The 20,293-nt window shown below is 62.5% G+C and carries 6 protein-coding genes; all 6 read left to right on the top strand.

What is annotated here, in order from left to right; translation table 11 throughout:
• The first annotated feature begins 25 nt into the window (after nucleotides 1-25).
• The 6 genes from RAK07_RS00095 to RAK07_RS00120 all read left to right on the top strand — a co-directional run bounded on the left by RAK07_RS00095 (nucleotide 26) and on the right by RAK07_RS00120 (nucleotide 20,175).
• Nucleotides 26-2,014, top strand: coding sequence for a TolC family protein (locus RAK07_RS00095; RefSeq protein ID WP_305730823.1), 1,989 nt, complete (start codon nucleotides 26-28; stop codon nucleotides 2,012-2,014).
• Nucleotides 2,011-2,790, top strand: a complete 780-nt coding sequence (locus RAK07_RS00100; protein ID WP_305730824.1) for an efflux RND transporter periplasmic adaptor subunit — start codon at nucleotides 2,011-2,013, stop codon at nucleotides 2,788-2,790. Before RAK07_RS00095 ends, RAK07_RS00100 begins: the two co-directional genes overlap by 4 nt.
• Entirely contained in the window at nucleotides 2,787-4,124 is a 1,338-nt protein-coding gene (locus tag RAK07_RS00105) for an efflux RND transporter periplasmic adaptor subunit (protein ID WP_305730825.1), read from the top strand. Before RAK07_RS00100 ends, RAK07_RS00105 begins: the two co-directional genes overlap by 4 nt.
• Nucleotides 4,118-6,235, top strand: coding sequence for a site-2 protease family protein (locus RAK07_RS00110; RefSeq protein WP_305733454.1), 2,118 nt, complete (start codon nucleotides 4,118-4,120; stop codon nucleotides 6,233-6,235). Before RAK07_RS00105 ends, RAK07_RS00110 begins: the two co-directional genes overlap by 7 nt.
• A 308-nt stretch (nucleotides 6,236-6,543) precedes the next feature.
• Nucleotides 6,544-8,250 (top strand): ShlB/FhaC/HecB family hemolysin secretion/activation protein, encoded by a 1,707-nt coding sequence (locus RAK07_RS00115; protein WP_305730826.1) that lies wholly within the window; start codon nucleotides 6,544-6,546, stop codon nucleotides 8,248-8,250.
• Nucleotides 8,251-8,424: 174 nt separating this feature from the next.
• A complete protein-coding gene (locus RAK07_RS00120) occupies nucleotides 8,425-20,175 on the top strand; it encodes a YDG domain-containing protein (RefSeq protein WP_305730827.1) in 11,751 nt (3,916 codons plus the stop codon).
• Nucleotides 20,176-20,293: the final 118 nt, after the last annotated feature.

Here is a 20,293-nt window from a genome sequence, read left to right on the forward strand (position 1 = left end):
TATTACGGTGAAGGAGTGAAAAGTTATGCAGATGCCACACAAGCTGCTGTTGTTGTTGATCGTTTCCGCCCTGGCCGCCGGCTGTGCCGTCAAAACGCCATCCATGAGCCGGGATGACCTGATGAACCGGGTGCAGGAGGACCGGGTCAATATGTACCGGAATCAGGAGCCGCTCGCGGCGCCGCTTACCCTTGAGGAGGCGTTGGCCCGGGGCCTGAAGTATAACCTGGACCACCGGGTGAAGCTGATGGAGGACGCGCTGTCCCTGAAGCAGGTGGAGCTGATGACGTTCGACATGCTGCCCCGCGTGGTGGCGGCGGCCGGGTACAGCGAGCGGGACGTGCATAACGCCTCCTCCAGCATGAACGTCTATACCTGGCAGCAATCCCTGGCGCCGTCCACCTCCTCCGACCTGGGGCGCTATACCGGCGACCTGACCATGACCTGGAATATCCTCGATTTCGGGGTCAGCTACTTCCAGGCCAAGCAGCAGGCGGAACGCGCCCATATCATGAAGGAGCGTCGCCGCAAGGTGGTGCATACCATGTTCCAACAGATTCGCCAGGCCTACTGGCAGGCCCTGGGAGCGGAGCAACTGGAGGCCCAGTTCGCACCGCTGCTGAAGGAAGTGAACGCGGCCCTGAAGGATGTTGAAAAGATCGAGGCGGAGAAGCTGCGGCCGCCCATGGAGACGCTGACCTACAAGAAAACCCTGCTGGAGATCATCAAGCAGTTGGAGACGTTCAGGGACGAGCTGGCTCAGGCCAAGCCGCGCCTGGCCGCGCTGATCAACCTGCCGGTGGGGCAGTCGTTCTCGCTGGTGAGTCCCGGCATGCTGGCGGTGCCGGAAGTCGGGAGCTCCCTGGAAGACATGGAGATCCAAGCCCTGGCCATGCGGCCGGAACTGCGTGAGGTCGATTACAACAAGCGGGTCAGCGCCCACGAGGTGAAGAAGACTATTCTGCGGATGCTGCCCGGCGTGGAGATGACCGTGGGCGGACACTACGACAGCAACAGTTTCCTGGTGCATCAGAAGTGGATCGAAGGAAGCGCCCGCCTGACCTGGAACCTGCTGAACCTGATCTCCGGTCCGGCCCAGTACAAGCTGGCCAAGGGACAGGAGGAGCTGGTGCAGACCCAGCGGATGGCGCTGAGCATGGCGATCCTCACCCAGGTGCATGTGGCGCACCAAGAGTTCATGAGCCGCAAACGCCAGTTTGAGCTGGCCGATCAACTGCTGGCCATTGACGCCCGCATTTCCGAGCAGACCAGCAAGCAGGCCGGTACCGGCGCGGAAAGCCGTCTGAATGCGATCAAGGCGGCCACCGGGTCGCTGATGGCTGATTACCGCCGCTACCAGAATTACGCGGCGCTGCAGAACGCCTACGGTCAGATCACCGCCACCCTGGGTGCGGACCCCTTGCCGGATACCATCGAGAGTGACGACCTGAAAACCCTGACCGGCGAGATCAAAAAGCGTATCTATCCCGCTCCCGCCGTCGTTCCTGCGGTCCAGGCAGGGCCTGCCGCCGTGGTGAGCGAGTCGGCCCCGGTGATGCAGCCTGTCGAGGCTCCGGCCGTGAAGGCGGCGCCCGCGGTTGAAGCCGCCGCTCCGGCGGTTGCGGAGGTTGCAGTCATGGAGGTCGCGATGGCGGAGGCCGCCGCTACAGTCGCTGCTCCCACGGCTGCCGTCCCCACGGAGCATCCGAAAGTTGCGGCCTTGCGGCAGCGGGCGGAAGCAGGTGACGCAGCGGTGCAGCGGCGGCTGGGCTGGCTGTACGCCAGCGGCGGCATGGGGTTGGCCGTCAATAAGGCCGAGGCGATTGCCTGGTATGAGAAGGCGGCCGGAAATGGCGATATGGAAGCCCAGCAGGCTCTCGGCTGGCTCTATTATGCCGGCGATGGTGTTACGGCCGATCACCGGAAGGCACAAAACTGGTACCGCAAGGCAGCCGATCAGGGCAGCGGCCGGGCCGTGGCCATGCTGAAGAAAATGGAGAAAAACGGCATATGAAACGCTTTCTGACGGCAGTCGTGCGCGGCAGGATGTATGGCCTGCCGCTTTTGGCGGTGACGATTCTCATGACGGTACCCCCGTGTTTCGCCGCCGAGGGACGGATGCGCATCCAGTTGACGGCATTCCAGCAGACCACCATTTCTTCGGAAATTTCCGCCAATATCCTCTCCATGCCGCTCAAGGACGGGGCCACCTTCAAGGCCGGCAGCCTGCTGGTGGCTTTTGACTGCGCCATTATCGAGGCCCAGCTGAAAAAGGCGGAGGCCGCCGCAGAAGCGGCCCGCAGCACCCTGAAAGTGAACAAGCGGCTCTCCGAGCTTGAAGCATTGAGTGTGTTGGAATACGAGCAGTCCGTTGCCAAGGCAAAGGAGGCGGAAGCTGAACTGTCGGCAATGCAGGTGGCGGCGTCCCGCTGCCGGATCAAGGCCCCCTTTGACGGCCGGGTGGTCAAGCTGCATGCCGACCCGTACCAGTATCTGACACCGGGTAAACCGGTCATGGATATCCTGGATACGAGCCGTCTGGAGGTGCGTCTGCTGGTGCCGTCGCGCTGGCTTTCCTGGCTCAAGCCGGGCAGCCGCTTCACCGTGCAGGTGGAGGAGCTGGGAGGGCGCAGTTTCCCCGCCCAGGTGGTGCGAGTGGGGGCGCGGATCGACCCCTTGAGCCAGACCGTTTCCCTTGCCGGTGAGATCATCGGCAATTTTTCCGAACTGCTGCCCGGCATGAGCGGCTGGGCCGCCTTCGGCGGTGGGACAAAGGGCGGACGTAAATGAGTGGCAACGCCGCCGCGAACGGCCAGGTCGTCGGCTTGAGTCTGCTGCTCCAGCTGCAGCGGCGGATGCGGGATTCCCGTACCCTTGACGAGGCGGCCTTCATCGCGGTGAACGAGACCAAGTCGCTGCTTTCCTATCGCCAGGCGGTACTCTGGCTGGCCGATGGCGGAGTGACGGCCATTTCCGGGTTGCCGCTGCCGGAACGGCAGTCGCCGTACCTGCAGTGGCTCACGGGGCTGTGCCGCGCGTTGCCGGAGCAGTCCGGCCCGTTTGTGGTGGACCGCGGGGCGTTGCCGTCCCGCATTGCCGCGGAGTGGCAGGAGTGGTGGCCGGCGGCGTCCCTGGCCCTGCCGGTGCGCCACGGCGACGGCGAGGCCGCGGGGGTGCTGCTGCTGGCCCGCGAGGAAGAGTGGACGGAGGCGGAACAGCCGCTCGCCGCCGAGCTGGCCGCCATCTATTCCCACGCCTGCGCGCTGCATGTGCAGCAGCGTCCCTGGCTGAAACGGCTGGGGCGGAGCCTGCGGCGGCGCACCGTGCTGCTGACGGTTGTGGCGCTGCTGACGGCGGCGCTGTTCATCCCGGTACGCCTGTCGGTGCTGGCCCCGGCCGAGGTTGCGGCCAAGGACCCGTTCCTGGTGCGGGCCCCCCAGGACGGGGTGATCGAGAGTTTTCACGTCAGGCCCAACCAGGAGGTGACCGCCGGTCAACTGCTGTTCAGGATGGACCGTACCAATCTCAGCGCCCGGTTGGGCATGGCCCGCAAAGCCTACGAGGTTGCCGCCGAGGAATACCGCCAGTCCGCGGTGCTGGCCTTGCAGGACGATAAGGGCAAGATCGAGATGGCTCCCCGCCGGGGACGGATGGAGGAGCGGGCCGCCGAGCTGTCCGGGGCCAGCAGGCTGTTGAACCGCCTGGAGGCGACGGCGCCGCGCGGCGGCATCGCGGTGTTCTCCGATCCTACCGACTGGGTAGGCAAGGGAGTCAGTATCGGCGAGAAGGTGTTGATGATCGCCGATCCGGCCCAGGCGGAGCTGCTGATTCGGCTGCCGGTGGCCGACGCCATTGCCCTGGCGCCGGGAACCCGCATCATTCTGTACCTGTCCAGCGACCCCCGGCATCCCCGTGAGGCGGTACTGACTTCGGCCGCCTTCAGGGCTGAAGTCCTGCCGGGCGGCGTGGTGGGTTACCGCCTGAAGGGTGATTTCACGGATACGGCGCATCTGCCCCGTATCGGCTTGTCCGGCACCGCCAAGGTGTACGGCGAGCGGGTCATGCTGGGGTACGCCCTGTTGCGGCGTCCCCTTACTGCGGTGCGGCAGTGGCTGGGATGGTAGGGGCCGCCGCCATAGTACCGCCGCTGCGGCAGGATGTGGGACTGTTTCCCGCCCCGCCCCAGCGGGACGGGTCACCGGTCTGGTCGTTGCACGATCCGGCGGCGAACCGCTTCTACCTGATTACCTGGCCTGCGTTCGAGATGCTGTCGCGCTGGCACCTGGGCAGCCCCCAGGCGATTGCCGAGTCGGTCTGCCGGGAAACCACCCTGGAGCTGGGCGCGGAGGATGTGGCGTCCCTGGCGCCGTTCCTGGAGTCCAATTTCCTGACCGAGCCGCAGGGTGCCGGCGGCACGGCGCGCCTGCTGGCGGCCCGTGAGCGGATGCGCAGCCACTGGTGGCAGCGCCTGTTCAAGAACTACCTCTTCTTTCGCATCCCCCTGGTACGGCCCCAGCGTTTCCTGGAGGCGATCGCCCCCCTGACCGCCCCCCTCTTCTCCCCGGCGTTCCTGTCCCTGGTGCTGGTGGTTGCCCTCTGTGGCCTGCTGCTGCTGACGCGGCACTGGGATCAGTTTCTGCACTCCTTTACCGCCTACCGCTCCGTGGAGGGGATGCTGGCCCTGGCGCTGGCGCTGGGGGCCGCCAAGGTCATCCACGAGCTGGGCCATGCCTGCGCCTCGCTGCGCTACGGCTGCCGGGTGCCGGCCATGGGGGTTGCCTTCATGGTGCTGGCACCGATGCTCTACACCGACACCAACGAAGCCTGGAAACTCTCCTCGCGACGACAGCGGCTGATTATCGGCAGTTCCGGGGTGCTGGCGGAGTTGACGCTGGCGGTGGCGGCCACCTGGGGCTGGCTGCTGCTGCCGGACGGCCCGTTACGCGGGGCCGCCTTTTTTCTGGCCAGCACCGCCTGGATCATGACCCTGGCGGTCAACTGTTCACCCTTCATGCGGTTCGACGGCTACTTCATCCTTTCCGACCTGTTGTCGATTCCCAATCTCCATGCCCGCTCCTTCGCCTTTGGCCGCTGGCGGCTGCGGGAGCTGCTGTTCGGCTACGGCGACCCGCCACCGGAGGCGGCCGGCAGTGGCCTGCGCCGCTTCCTGACCGTTTTCGCCTGGGGGGTCTGGCTGTATCGCCTGGTGCTGTTCCTGGGGATCGCGCTGCTGGTCTACCACTTCTTTTTCAAGGCCCTGGGGATGCTGCTTTTTGCCGTGGAGGTGGGCTGGTTCATCGCCCTGCCGGTTGCCTCGGAACTGAAGGTCTGGTGGCAGCGCCGCGGTTCGTTGCGGCCGAACCGGGCTTTGGCGAGAACCGTCCTGCTGCTGCTGGCGGGCGCGGGGCTGCTGCTCCTGCCCTGGCAGGCAACGGTACGGGCGCCGGCGGTCCTGGGTGCCATTGTCGAGCAGCGCCTGTCGGCCCCGGCTCCGGGAATCATGGTCTACGGCCCCGCGCCGCTGCGTACCGAGGTCAGGGAGGGGGAACTGCTGGCCCGTTTGCAGTCGCCGGACCTGGAGGCCCGAATGGCCCAGGTACTGCCCGGCGCCTCGGTGGCTTCCTGGCAGGTGCGCCAGCAGGCGTTCAGCGAAGAGTTGACGGCCCAGGGCAATGTGCTGCGCAAGCGGGCCGAAGGGAGCAGCGGCCAGATCGGCGGGCTGCGTGCCGAAATGGATCAGCTGCGACTGATGGCTCCCTTTGACGGCGTGGTGGTCTATCGCAACGATGACATCATGGCCGGGGGCTGGGTGGCTGCCCGTGAATGGGTACTGAGTGTCGCCGACCTGCGGGCGAACCGGGTGGACGTCTACCTGGAAGAGCAGGATCTGCGGCGGATACGGGTCGGGGGGCGGGGGCGCTTCATTCCCGATGCACTGGAGTATGGCGCCTTTTCCTGCCGTATCGCCGCTATCGACCGGGTGGCGGTGGCCACCCTTGATGACCCGTCACTGGCCTCCACCTATGGCGGGCCGATTCCCACCGACGCCGCCCGGCAGCATGAGTTGACGCCGTTGGTTCCCCGTTTCCGGGTCCGGCTCGATCAGTGCGACCCCGGTGGCGTTCCGCCGCTGCGGCTGCGCGGCGTCGCCCACCTCGATGCCGACCGCCAGTCGCCGGCCCTTGAACTGCTGCGCCATGCCTGGGTTACCCTGATCCGGGAAAGCGGTTTGTAACAGGGCTATGAACCCGGAAAAAGCAGTTTAGGCTGAAAAGCCGTTCCGGAGTCCGTCTACAGCGTTGCACGCTGCCCACTCCTTCGTCTAGCTATCGGTTATCCATCGCACTCCGTATGCCTGCGCATCCGGCCTTTCTCACGACGTTTTTTAAAACCCTGATGGGGCAGCCCCCCCGTTTTCTCCTTTCATACCACGAAGCCTCCCGCCATCCGGACCGCAGCCTACGGGTTTCCCCCAATAGACACCTGATGTCTGAATAGGGTACTCGTCGTATCGCAGCAGCACAACAGCCAGGAGATCATGCTATGAACATACCCGTTTTAGTCCGCGCCATGGCGGCGTTGGTGTGGCTGTGCCTTGTCGTAACCCCGGCAGCGGCGGCGCCGCCCGACGCAGGTCAGCTGCTGCGGGAGCAGCAGCCCCAGCGGCAGTTGCCGCACCAGTTTCCACAGCTTGAAGCCGAGAAGGAACGGGCTCCGTTGGTTGACAGCGGCATCAAGGTCATGGTCAAGGGGATCCGTTTCAGCGGCTTCGAGGGGCTGGCGACTGAAAACGAACTGCAGGCCCTGGTGGCCGATGTCATCGGCAGCGAACTCGGTTTTCAACAGTTGCAGGCGCTGGCCGCCAGAGTGACCGCGTACCTCAAGGATAAGGGCTGGTTTCTGGCCCGTGCCTATCTGCCCGGTCAGGCCATAACATCCGGCATCATCGAGATAGCTGTCATCCAGGGCAGAAGCGACGGAAGCCTGCAGATCAAACCGGCCGAAAACGTCCGTATCAGCACACGGCGACTGTACGATATGACAGCGGCAGCGGTGGCAGCGGGGGCGGCGTTACATGAAAAGCAGCTGGAACGCTCAATACTGCTTATGAACGATCTGCCGGGGCTGTCTGCCAGGGCGTCACTGGCTGCCGGCAGTACTCCCGGCACCACCGCCGTCCAGGTTGATGTTTCAGAGGGGCCTCTCTTTTCCGGCGCCGTCTGGAGCGACAATCATGGCAACCGCCATACCGGTACCTGGCGCGGCACCGGTATGTTGAATGTCAATGACCCCCTCCGCTATGGTGACCAGCTCTCGTTGCTGCTGACCGGTGCTGAAGGCTTAAACCAGGGACGGGCTGCCTATTCATTTCCCCTGTTTTCGGACGGCCTGAAAGGAACCATCGCCTACACCGGCATGGGCTATGAGCTGATCGGCGACTTGGCTTCACTGAAAGCCGGCGGTTACAGCCACAGTGTTGATAGCGCCATCAGTTACCCCTGGCTGCGCAGCCGCGTTGCCAACATCCAGAGCAGCCTGGGATATCAATTCAAGATCTTTGCCGACGATGCAGACGGCACCAAAGTTCGTGACAAACGTATCCACAGCGGTACAGCGGCCATAAGCGGCGATTATTACGACAGATTCATGGGGGGTGGCTACAGCGCCTGGAATGCCGGGGTTACCGTCGGGACGCTTCAGGTGGGGATCGAAGATGTTTCAATAACAGGTACTGAAGGGACCTATACGCATTTCAACCTAGGGGTATCCCGCCTGCAACGTCTGGCAGAGCGACTCAGCATCAATTTTTCCTGGAGTACGCAACTGTCGCTTGACAACCTTGACTCAAGCGAAAAATTCAACCTGGGGGGCCCTCATGGAGTGCGTGCCTACACAGTTGGCGAGGGTGTAGGCGATTCCGGGCACCTGTTTAACGTGGATCTGCGGTACGACCTGCCATTCCCTTCAAGATTTGGTTTGGTGCAGTTAAACGGCTTTTACGATGCCGGCCAGACCACCATGCATCACAGCCCCTGGCAGAATTCCGTGGTTACTGCAACCGGAAAAAACAGCTATTGGCTGCAAGGAGCCGGAGCAGGAGTGAGTTACGTCTTTGGCAGGCAGTTGAACATCAGGGGCAACTGGGCACGTACCATCGGGGACAATCCGGGTAGAAGCACCAGCGGCAAAGGCGCCGACGGTAGAAGCGATGCCGACCGCTTCTGGCTGCAGGCAATGATTCTGTTCTGATTCCGGGCCGGCAGCTCAGGAAGCAACGCTGCAAAATCAAAGGCACCAGCAGGCTGACCAAAACTGATCGGGGCTGATTTTATAGAAGCGCTCCGGTTTTTTTCTGTTGCCCCGCGTTTGCTATGTTTTCAGGATTACCGGCGCTGAGCCGGTTTCCGTTCAGAGGAGTCCATCATGAACAAGGTATACCGGATCATCTGGTCAAAGGTGAAAGAGAGATGGGTAGTTGTATCCGAGAAAGTGGCGGCCGGCACCAGCCGTCCGGCGACATCGGTTGTTGCCGCGGCCCTGGCCGGTCTGCTGGTTGCCGGGGGCAGCGCCTTTGCCCTTGATCCCGGCGCGCTGCCCACCGGCGGCGCCATTACTGCGGGAAACGGCAGTATTATTACCAACGGCAACCAAATGACGATCCAGCAGTCCTCCCAGCAAATGATCGCCAACTGGAACAGTTTCAACATCGGCGCTAATGCCGGTGTGCGCTTCAATCAGCCCAATGCGGCAGCAACGGCGCTCAACCGCATTACCGACCAGAACCCGAGCCAGATACTTGGTTCGCTTTCTGCCAACGGCAGGGTATTCCTGCTGAACCCTGCGGGCATTGTGTTCGGCCAGAACGCCCGGGTTGATGTGGGCGGCCTGGTGGCGTCATCCCTGAACATGCTGGACAGCGACTTCCTGGCCGGCAAATACCGTTTCAGCAGTCAGGGCGGCGCCGGGGACGTTCTCAACCGGGGGAATATCACCGCCTTGCCCGGCGGTGTGGTGGCTCTGATCGCACCCAAGACAGCAAACGAAGGGACCATCACCGCCGACAGGGGGAGCGTGTTGCTGGCAGCGGCCAATCAGGTGTTGCTGGACTTCAATGGCGATGGCCTGATCAGCTATACCGTCGATCAGGGAGCCGTGGATGCCTTGTCGGAAAACAAGGGACTGATCCGGGCCGACGGCGGCCTGGTGGTGATGACCGCCACAGCCGCCGACACCTTAAGCCGTGCCGTGGTGAACAACAGCGGTGTGCTGGAGGCCACGGGCCTGGTGAATGACGGCGGCACCATCAAGCTGCTGGCCTCCGATCGCATCGAGCACACCGGCAGTATCAATGTGGATGCCGGAAAAACCGGCCATGGCGGCACGGCGCTGCTGATTGCCAGTCTCGATAATCCGGGCAGCACCGGCCACTTCGCGGGCAGCATCTCGGCCAGGGGCGGGAGTGAGGGGGGTAACGGCGGCTTCATTGAAACCAGCGGTTCGCAGGTGGAGTTCGGCCGGAACCTGAAGATCGATGCCGGCAGTCCACAGGGGAAAGGAGGCACCTGGCTGATCGATCCCGTTGACCTCACCATCAACGCCACAGGAGCAGGCAACATCCAGGGTGCACTCAACAACGGCACCAACGTTGAAGTAACTACGAGCGCGTGTAACGCGGCACACGGCGCCTGCTCGGGTTCTACCGGTAACCTGACGCTGGCCACCAGCATCGCCAAGACGGCGGGCGGCACGGCCACACTGTCTCTGGTGGCCGATGGCTTTTTGCACGTCAATTCCGGCGTCACCATCACCGATGTCGGAGCGCCGGGTGCGCTGGATGTCAATCTTCACGCTGCCGGTCCGATCCGCATTGCCGATAACGCAACGGCCACCACGGTCATCGATGTGCGCGGCAATAGTTATTTCGGCGGCAAGAGCTTCGTGACGAATGCCACGGGCAATACCATCTACGCCGACGGCATTTACATCGGCACGAATACCACTTTGCGTGCCGACACCCTGACGCTGCGCGGCCAGGGCCGGGTGGGCGCTACCGGCAGCAGTGGCGACCCCGGCGGTGTGGGCGGTGCGGGGGGGGCAGGCGTGCATCTGGCCCAGGGGGCAAAGCTCGTTAGCAGCGGCCAGCTTTACCTCACCGGTATCGGCGGCCAGGGCGGCACGGGCGGTACGGGCAACAACGGCGCCAACGGCAACCCCGGCCAATGGGCGAAGAACGGCGGCACCGGCGGCGTGGGCGGCACGGGCATTCTGCTCGACGATGCGACCAGCCTCAACGGCTCATCATTGACGCTCGCCGGTACGGGCGGGCAAGGCGGCACAGGTGGGCAGGGTGGCAGGGGAGGGGATGGCAGCTCCCACACCAATGGCGGCGGCAAGGGCGGAGATGGCGGTAACGCTGGCGCCGGGGGCACCGGGGTGGCGCTGGGCCAAACGAGCCTGGTGGCAACGAGTGGCATCACGCAAACCGCCACTGGCGGCAAGGGAGGTGACGGGGGCAAAGGCGGCGCGGGCGGCAAGGGCTCGGCCAAAAACAATCCCCTGTTTGCCAATGCAGGTGGCGGTGGCAATGGTGGCAAGGGGGGCAATGGTGGTGTGGCTGGCGCGGGCGCCACGCTGGCCGATGGCGTTGCTCTTACCACCAGTTCCAGCGGCTTGATCCTCACCAGCAGCAGCGGTGCTGCTGGTTCAGCTGGCACAGGGGGTGACGGCGGCAGCGGAGGTGATGGCGGGGGGGGCAGCAACGGCAGCAAGGGTGCGGCCGGTACCGTCGGTAGCACAACCACGGCTTTCACCGCCGCCGGGGCGGGGCAGCTCTCATCAGGCTCAGAAATCTACCTCGTGAATGACAGCATGAATCTGGGCGGCTTGCAGATCAACAGCGGTGCTTTGAGCATACAGACCAAGAACAACGCCACTCCTATCGATCTGGGCAGTTTCACGTCGGATGCAAGCCATCTGCAACTGGGGGAAAGCGCATTCTGGAATGGCACGACCGGCAATATCAAGAGCAATTCCATCTTCATCGGCCGCGACATTTACGGCAACATCAGCCAGACCGGGGCGATCAACATCGGCGGGCTGACGACCTCCGCCACGGCGGGTCTCACGCTCGCCAGCGAGGGTGCGGTCAACGTCACCGGCAATCTCAATACCAGCCAGACGCTGAATATTACCGGCAGCAGCTATACCCAAAGCGATGCCGACGTCAGCATCGCCGGCACGGGCAATCTTTTCATCACTGCCGACAGCATCGCGCTGGGCGCGAACACCGGAAATAACCCGCTGCAAACTGCCGGCAACATCATCCTACAGCCCAAAACGGCCACCATTGCTATGACACTGGGTTCGAGCAGCGCTTATAACGCCGGCGGCTTCGATTTCAACACGACCGAAATCGGCTACCTCAAGAACAGCGGGGCGTACGCCATCAGTATTGGCCGCAACAACAGCAGCGGCACCATGACGCTCGCCGGCGCGGTCGATCTGGCGGACAAGCGCGTGGATCTCACCGCCGGCAGTTTCACCGACGGCAACACCACCGACCGCATCTTCAGCGCCAGCGAACTCACGTTCAGGGCCACCAGCAGCGGCGGCACGATCGGCGGAGCGGGGAACAACGCCATCGATATTCTCGCTACCAAGGTGGGCGCGACGACCAACAACGGCGGAATTTATCTCGCATCGAGCGGCGGCTACGAACTGGGCAACATCAACGCGGGTAATGCAACCCTGTCGCTCGTTGCCGGCGGCAGCGTGACTCAGGGGTTCTATGGTGCGCGCGCCAACACCCTGACGGCCAGCCTCATGGGCAGTGGTTCGCAACTCAAGCTCGATGATTCCAGCTTCAACGCATTCAGCAACCTCGGCCCCATCACGGCCGGCGGCGGTTTCCGCCTTGATAACGGTAACACCTCAGCCACCGTTAGCGGCACCATCACTACCAGTGGCGGCAACGGCGCGGTGCACATCTCCACCGGCACCTATACCCAGAACAGCAATATCGACATCAGCAGCGGCAGCGGCGACATCACGCTGATTGCCGACAGTATGGTCATCAACAGCAACACCGGCAACAACGCCCTGACCACCACCGGCGCGATCAGCTTGCGGCCTTCCCGCTCAGGTACAGCCATCTGGCTGGGGGGTAACAAGAAAGCCGGCACCTGGTCCTTGTCGAATGATGAATTCGCCACTTTTGCCAGCGGCGGTGCAAGCAGCCTCAATATCGGCTGGCCCGCTGCAACAACGGAATCGTCAATGACCATCGACAAACTCGGTTTGACGGTGGCTGCGCCGATTCTTAATCTGGGCGCAAAAACCATCAATATGCAAAGCCAGGCTAACCCCGTTACTGTCAATAACGGCACCGGCACGCTGAACCTGTTTTCCGATGGCGGCGTGATTGGCTCGGCCAGCTCTGACGGTATCAACTTCAACGCCGCCACGGTATCGGTCAACGCCATCAGCGGCAGCAGCATTCAATCCATGCTGAACCATCATGCCGATTTCACTCTCGGTGCCTCTAACCTGGGCAGCAACGGCAGCCTGACACTGCAATCCGCCTCGGGTGCGGTAACGCAAAACGGGCCACTGAAGACGAAAACCCTTGCCCTGAACAAGACCACAGGCAATTTGACCCTGAACGACCCGGGCAACGTCATCTCTACCCTGACCGGTAATCTGACCAATGGAGATATGTCGCTCACCAATACCGGCAAACTCGAACTCTCCAATCTGACGATAAAGTCATTCAACCTCGTAAACCAGGGTAATGTGATCAGCATCGGCAAGCTCCAGGTCGGTGGCGCACTCACGATCAATGCCACAGAGTATGACGTGGATTTCAGAACCAACGCCCATGCCACAAGCTGGTTTGATGGCCCCTTGAGTGTTACGGCGCGTCATCTGGCCGTGCACAACCCGCTCTACAGCCATACACTGAATTTCGGCACAACCACGCTTTCCGGCAGTTTGAGTGTTGCTGCCAATTCGGCAGTCGAACAGACCGGGCCGCTCACCGTGGCCGGTGATACCTGCTTCAGCACGGCCGGCAGCGTGACTCTGAACAACGCCGCCAATGACTTCATGGGCAAAGTGCTCATTGAAGCCAATCGGGGCGCCTATTCGAATATCGAGGTAACGGACAAAAATAACCTGGATATCCTCGGCCTGCACGGCGCGCGGATTACGGCTGTTGCGGGTGCCGGAGGCCATGGGGATCTGACACTCCATTCCTCCATCTATGCCAATGGCAGTGCCGGTGATGCCAATACGGTCGTGCTGGTGGTGGGCGACGGCAACAGCCGCTTCATCAACAAGGCCGGCCCCGGTGCCATCCAATTACGCTGGAACGCGGTCCCTACTGCGTCGCGCTGGTTGATCTATACCAACGACCCTTACCGCAACAACGACGAACTGGGCGGCCTGACCAGCGGCAACGAGGCGGTGTTCGGCACCCATTACACGGGGCACAGCGATGATGGCTACGGCAGTACGGCCATGGCCCCGAGTGCCATTTCCCAGACCGGCAACCGCTACGTCATCAAAACCCAGGCCACGGGAGACACCACGTACGGCATTCCCGGGTATGATCCCAATCAGGCGACCATTACCGCCGTCACCATCAACAAGACCTATGGCGAATCCGTGACGCTCACCCCCACCGGCAATGCCCTCTTCGTTTATGGCTCGGGCAGCACGATATTCCCCGAGTTCTCGGAGCTGAAACCGAGTTGGCTCAACGTCAGCAACCTGGGCCTGAGTTCGGCCGGAGCCGCCGGCACCACCGGCGTGGGCGATTACACGATCACCGCCTCGGGCGCTATCGGCGTCAATGGCGCGAACCAGAACATCGGCAGCATCGGATCGGGCGGCACGACGAGCTGGAGCTTCAACGACGGCACGCACTACGTCACGCTCAACAACAGTGCGAACATCCACATCACGCCGCGCCCGCTCGAACTGACGATCAGTGGGGGCACGGTCGCAAACAAGGTGTATGACGGCACCACTGCGGCAAGTTTCGCCGTGGCGCCGACCTTCAATCTGACTAATATTGCCAATGGCGACTCGGTGACGCTGACAGGCGTCGGCAGCGCCGAATTCGAGGACAAGAACGTCGGGAGCGGCAAGATTGTGCGTCTCACCGGGCTGGGGGTGAACAACGCCAACTACAGCTTGTCAGCGCTGACTCCCACCTACAGCGGCGACATCACGGCGCGACCGATCACTTTCTCCGCCACCGGAGCGGACAAAACCTACGATGGCACTGATGCAGCCACCGTCACACTCTCTTCCGGGGATATTATTGCCGGTGACAGTCTTTCCTACAGCTATGGCGATGCCGTCTTTGTCGCAGGCAAGAATGCAGGCACGGGCAAGAGCATCAACGTCAGCGGCATCAGCATCGCTGGAGGAGATCTCGACAACTACAGCCTCACGGCCACGACCACCACCACCACGGCCGACATTCTCAAGCGCAATCTCGCGCTCACCAGCCTGTCCGGCAGCAAGACCTATGACGGCAGCACCACGCTGACTGCACCCGTTTTCGGCCTCGATCTGGCCAATGTGGTCGGCACGGACGACATCAGTGGCGTAACCGGCAGCGCCAGCTTCGATACCCGCCACGCCGGCACCGGCAAGATGTTGACCGCAGATCGGGCCAGCCTCGGCCTTACCGGCGCGGATGCCGCCAACTACGATCTGGGCACGGGCGTCTTCACCGGCAGTGGCGACATCACCCCCAAGGTTGTCACCCTTACCCTGGGCAGCGTGAGCAAAACTTACGACGGCACGACCGCCTACGCGGCAAGCGCCATCGACCTGGCCGCGCTCTCGTCGCAATTGGGCGTGGCGGGTGATGTCGTCACCAGTGCCACAGGTATTTTCGACAACCGGAATGCCGGTACCGGCAACAAGACGGTGAGCCTTGATACTGCCACTGTCGGCGATGGCAACGGCGGCAACAACTATGCCCTTGCATTCATCGGCAACGCCAGCAGCACCATCAACAAAGCCGCGCTCACCGTTTCATCCGGCGATGTGGTGAAAGTGTACGACGGTACCACGGCAGCCGCCGGCACGGCAGCTATCGTCGGCGGCCAACTGTTCGGTACCGACAGCATCGACATGGGGTCCTTCGCTTTTGCCTTTGCCGACAAGAACGCTGGCAGCAACAAAACCATGCTCGTCACGGGCTCGCCCACGATCAACGACGGGAATGGCGGTGGAAACTATGACCTGATCGTCGCACACAACACCACCAGTACCATTACCCGCCTGGATTCGGTGACCTGGATCGGTGGCGCCTCCGGTAACTGGTTCGATCCGGCCAACTGGGCGGGCGGTGCTATTCCCGACCTCGCCAATGTGGCCAATGTGCTGATTCCGACAGGCACGACTGTCAGCTTTGATACCAGTGGTGCAACCGGTGGTGCACAAACCGGCCCCGTGCAGCTTGACAGTCTGGGCGACGCAAGCGGTTCGCTCACTCAGTCCAACGGCACGCTCAACATCGGCAGCGGCGGCATGGCGCTGGCAGGCTTTAACCAGAGCGGCGGCACGTTAACGAACACTGGCAGCACCACGGTGAGCAATTTCACCCAATCCGGCGGCAGCTTCACCGGAACCGGTCCCATCCTGCTCGCTAGCCTCACCCAGACCGGCGGCACGCTGGACGCGGGCGGCAATCTGACCGTGACCGACAGCTTCAGCCAGGGCAGCAGTGGCACGATCACTACCTCCGGTAATACCAGTATCACCAACACCAGTGGCAACGTGCAATTGGGCAACCAGAGCAACGGCGGGACACTGGCCGTAATCAATACCGATGGTGACATTACCCAGGCCGGCGGCACCGGCATTGTTGGCGCTGGCACGAGCAGCTTCAATGCGGGGGGGCATGATGTCGTGCTGAACAACGCCGGCAACGACTTCGGTGGCTCCGTCAGCGCCGATGGCCGAGATATCACGCTGAATGACAAGGACGGTCTCATCCTGGGCACGGTCACGGCCACGGGCGATCTCACGGTCGGCAGTTCCGGTTCCCTGGACCTGGGCAGCAGCAGCGTGGGCGGCAATCTTGCTGCCAACAGCCACGGCGGCACCATCACCCAGAGCGGCGCACTCGACGTCACCGGCAGCAGCACGCTCGATGCCGGCACGGGCAACGTCGCGCTGAACAACAGCAATAACGACTTCGGCGGTTCCGTCAGCGCCAGCGGCCAGGACATCGCGCTGAACGACAAGGACGGTCTCATCCTGGGCACGGTCACGGCCACGGGCGATCTCACGGTCGGCAGTTCCGGTTCCCTGGACCTGGGCAGCAGCAGCGTGGGCGGCAATCTTGCTGCCAACAGCCACGGCGGCACCATCACCCAGAGCGGCGCACTCGACGTCACCGGCAGCAGCACGCTCGATGCCGGCACGGGCAACGTCGCGCTGAACAACAGCAACAACGACTTCGGCGGTGCAGTCAGCGCCATCGGCAACGACATCACACTGAACGACAAGGATGACCTGAACGCCCATCTCACCGCCAACGGCGACGCCCAGATCGCGGCAGGCGGCAACCTGGCGGTCGATGGCAGCGCCAGAGACCTGACAACCACGACTACCCACGGCGGTACGACAACGCTGGGGAACACCACCGTCAGCGGCAATCTCTCCATCACCAGTGACGGCGACATCACCCAGACCGGTGCGCTTGACGTCACCGGCAGCAGCACGCTCGATGCCGGTACGGGCAACGTCGCGCTGAACCACAGCAACAACGACTTCGGCGGTGCAGTCAGCGCCAGCGGCAATGACATTACCCTTCAGGACAAGGACGAGCTGACCCTGGGTAGCGTCACCGCCAACGGCAACCTCACTGCCAACAGCACTGGTGCCTTGAACCTGGGCGCCGCGACCGTTGGTGGTAACCTCACCACCAACAGCCATGGCGGCGACATCACCCAGACCGGTGCGCTTGACGTCACCGGCAGCAGCACGCTCGATGCCGGTACGGGCAACGTCGCGCTGAACCACAGCAACAACGACTTCGGCGGTGCAGTCAGCGCCAGCGGCAATGACATTACCCTTCAGGACAAGGACGAGCTGACCCTGGGTAGTGTCACCGCCAACGGCAACCTTGCTGCCAACAGCACTGGTGCCTTGGACCTGGGCGCCGCGACCGTTGGCGGCAACCTCACCACCAACAGCCATGGCGGCACCATCACCCAGACCGGCGCGCTTGACGTCACCGGCAGCAGCACGCTCGATGCCGGCACGGGCAACGTCGCGCTGAACAACAGCAACAACGACTTCGGCGGCGCAGTCAGCGCCATCGGCAACGACATCACACTGAACGATAAGGATGACCTGGCTCTGGGCACGGTCACTGCCAGCGGTAAACTGGATGTCACTGGCAAGGATAACCTCGTGCTTGATGGCAGTATCACCGCAGGCAGCCTTGTTCTTGTCAGCACCAATGGCAGCATCAGCCAGAATGCTCATGGCAGCTTTACGGCTGCTGGTGACACCAGCCTTACTGCTGCTGATGATATCACCGTGTCGGCACCCATCAGCTTGTCGAGCAACACGCTTACACTTGTTGCCAATAGCGACATCAACATCAACGCGGTGCTGACTGCTGCAGGCAGCTCGCAACTGGTTCTTAACTCTGGCGGTGATATCAAGATGGGATTCAAAACCGGTGAGGCTCAAGGGTTTGCCGGGAGGGTTGATTTTTCCGGTCGCTCTGGCAGCGGTTTTCTGACCATCAATGGCAACAACTATACGGTCATCAACAGCTTGGGCAGTGAAGGCAGCATTACGGCAGCCGACCTGCAGGGCATCAATGGCGGACTATCCGGCCACTATGCCCTGGGGGCGGATATCGATGCCAGTGCCACCGCGGGTTGGAACAGCGGCAAAGGCTTCGCCCCCATCGGCGGCTTCTCCGGCATTTTCGACGGACTTGGCCACACCATCACCGGCCTGACCATCGACCGCCCCGGAGAAGGCTCTGTCGGCCTTTTCGGCGTCAACAGCGGCACCCTGCGCAACGTCGGGGTGGCGGGCGGCAGCATCAGGGGCGGCGATAGTACTCATTGGTACATCGGCGGCCTTGCAGGAAAAAATTCCGGCACCATTTACAACAGCTACGCTGCGGTCAGCGTGACCGGACTGGATGGTGCCAGGGATATCGGCGGTCTGGTGGGACGCAACGATGGCGACAGCGGCAACCTGGGTATAATCGGCAACAGCTACGCCACCGGCGATGTGACCGGGGCAGGCAACAACAAAGGCCTCGGCGGCCTGGTAGGACTCAACTTTGCCAAAGGTGCAATCAGCAGCAGCTATGCTACGGGTAAGGTGGCCGGAAACGGCAATAGCGAGGATCTCGGCGGTCTGGTGGGGTACAACCAGCACTGGATCGATCTGTCCACCTCAGCCAACTACTCTCCAACTATCAACACGAGTTATGCCACCGGCGCTCTCGTAGGCGCAGGCAACGATCAACACCTGGGTGGCCTGGCAGGACAAAACAGCGGTGAGATCACCAATAGCTATGCCACGGGTTCCGTCACCGGTGCAGCGGGGAGTAAAGCGGTCGGCGGCTTGGTGGGGCTCAATCTGAAGGGAGCGGGAGGCAGTGCCAGTATTACCAGCAGCTACGCCGCCGGAGCGGTCAGCGGGGAGGTGGACGCGGGCGGCCTAGTGGGGGCCAGTGTCGGCGGCAGCGTCAACAACAGCTTCTGGGATACGCAAACCACCGGCCAAGCCGGCAGTGCCGGCGGTACCGGCATGACCACTGTGCAAATGAAAACAGTGGCTACGTTTTCGGGATGGGATATTTCCGGTAAAGCTGCTGAGGCCGCCACTTGGCGTATTTACGAAGGCAACACCTACCCGATCCTGCGCTTTTTCCTCACCCCGGGAACCGTATCCAGGGTGGCCGACGCCGGCAAGACCTACGATGGCGCCCCTTATACGGGCGGCAACGGAATCACCTCGCCTGACGGCGTTGATCCCGCCAGAGTTTCCTACGGTGGCAGCGCGCAAGGAGCAGTCGACGCTGGCTCGTATACCATCACCGTATACTCCACCCAGCAGGGCGGCTATGACCTGCATATGTGGCCCAATTCCAGCGGCACACTGATCATCGACCCGGCAACACTGACCGCGATTGTCGGCAACCTGACCGGCACGGTGCAAAAAACCTATGACGGCAGCACTACCGCCACCCTTGCACCGGGCAACTTCATACTCACCGGCTGGCAGGGCAGCGATGGCGCTATTGTCACCAAGACCACCGGCGCCTACGACAACGCCAATGCCGGCAGCGGCAAGCTGGTCACGGTGAATCTGGGCAATGGCGATTATAGCGCCACCGGTAGCACCAATCTGGCCAACTACATCCTGCCCGTCAGTATCAGCGGCACTGTGGGGGTGATCGAGAAGGCTCTACTTACCGTCACCGCCAATAACGCCAACAAAACCTACAACGGTCAGGCCTATAGCGGCGGCAACGGCGTCAGCTACAGCGGTTTCGTCAGCAGCGAAACCAGCGCCGTTCTTGCGGGCACGCTGATTTACGGCGGCAGCAGCCAGGGGGCGGTCAATGCGGGAAGCTATGCCATCACTCCAAGTGGTCTGACCAGCGGCAACTATGAACTTACCTTCTTAAGCGGCACGCTGGTTATAGCGTCAGCACTCGAGCGGCCGGTACAACCGCCGCTTCCGACGCCGCCTGCCGTTACCGTGCAAGCTGCGGCAACAGCAGGGATTGTCCCGCCTCCTCCGGCAGTTACTGCCGGCACCAGCGTTGCGCAATCATCCGGAATAACCGTGGTGCTGGTTACGCCGTCGGACGCCCGGCATGGCCAAAATCTGATTGCGGTGTCTGTACCGGACCGTCTGACACGCCCCGGGGCATCCTTCGTTTTTTCGCTGCCTGACCAGATAACCTCAGGCATCGTTTCATCCGGCGGCGCAGAAGCCGTCACACTGGCTGGCGGTGGTGCATTGCCGGGCTGGCTTCAGTACGATCGGAAAAGCAAGAGTTTTGCGGCGTCGGACCTGCCGCCGGGCGGATTGCCGGTTGCGGTGCTGATAACGGTGGGCGGTCGGAGCTGGACAATGGAGATAACGGGACGGCCGGACAAATGAGAGAACAGTGCTGCTGAAGATTTTTGCAGGCGCTGATCTGCGGCCCCATTTCGTGGTGTTACATCTCGTTACAGCTTGTGACACTTCGTCGGTTTACATTTGCTCGCGTGGTTTCTAT

This window comes from Trichlorobacter ammonificans (genome assembly GCF_933509905.1).
Lineage (GTDB): Bacteria > Desulfobacterota > Desulfuromonadia > Geobacterales > Pseudopelobacteraceae > Trichlorobacter > Trichlorobacter ammonificans.

Coding starts and splice junctions, on each gene's coding strand:
- RAK07_RS00110 (WP_305733454.1), top strand. CDS start 4,118: ATGGTAGGGGCCGCCGCCATAGTACCGCCGCTGCGGCAGGATGTGGGA.
- RAK07_RS00105 (WP_305730825.1), top strand. CDS start 2,787: ATGAGTGGCAACGCCGCCGCGAACGGCCAGGTCGTCGGCTTGAGTCTG.
- RAK07_RS00120 (WP_305730827.1), top strand. CDS start 8,425: ATGAACAAGGTATACCGGATCATCTGGTCAAAGGTGAAAGAGAGATGG.
- RAK07_RS00100 (WP_305730824.1), top strand. CDS start 2,011: ATGAAACGCTTTCTGACGGCAGTCGTGCGCGGCAGGATGTATGGCCTG.
- RAK07_RS00095 (WP_305730823.1), top strand. CDS start 26: ATGCAGATGCCACACAAGCTGCTGTTGTTGTTGATCGTTTCCGCCCTG.
- RAK07_RS00115 (WP_305730826.1), top strand. CDS start 6,544: ATGAACATACCCGTTTTAGTCCGCGCCATGGCGGCGTTGGTGTGGCTG.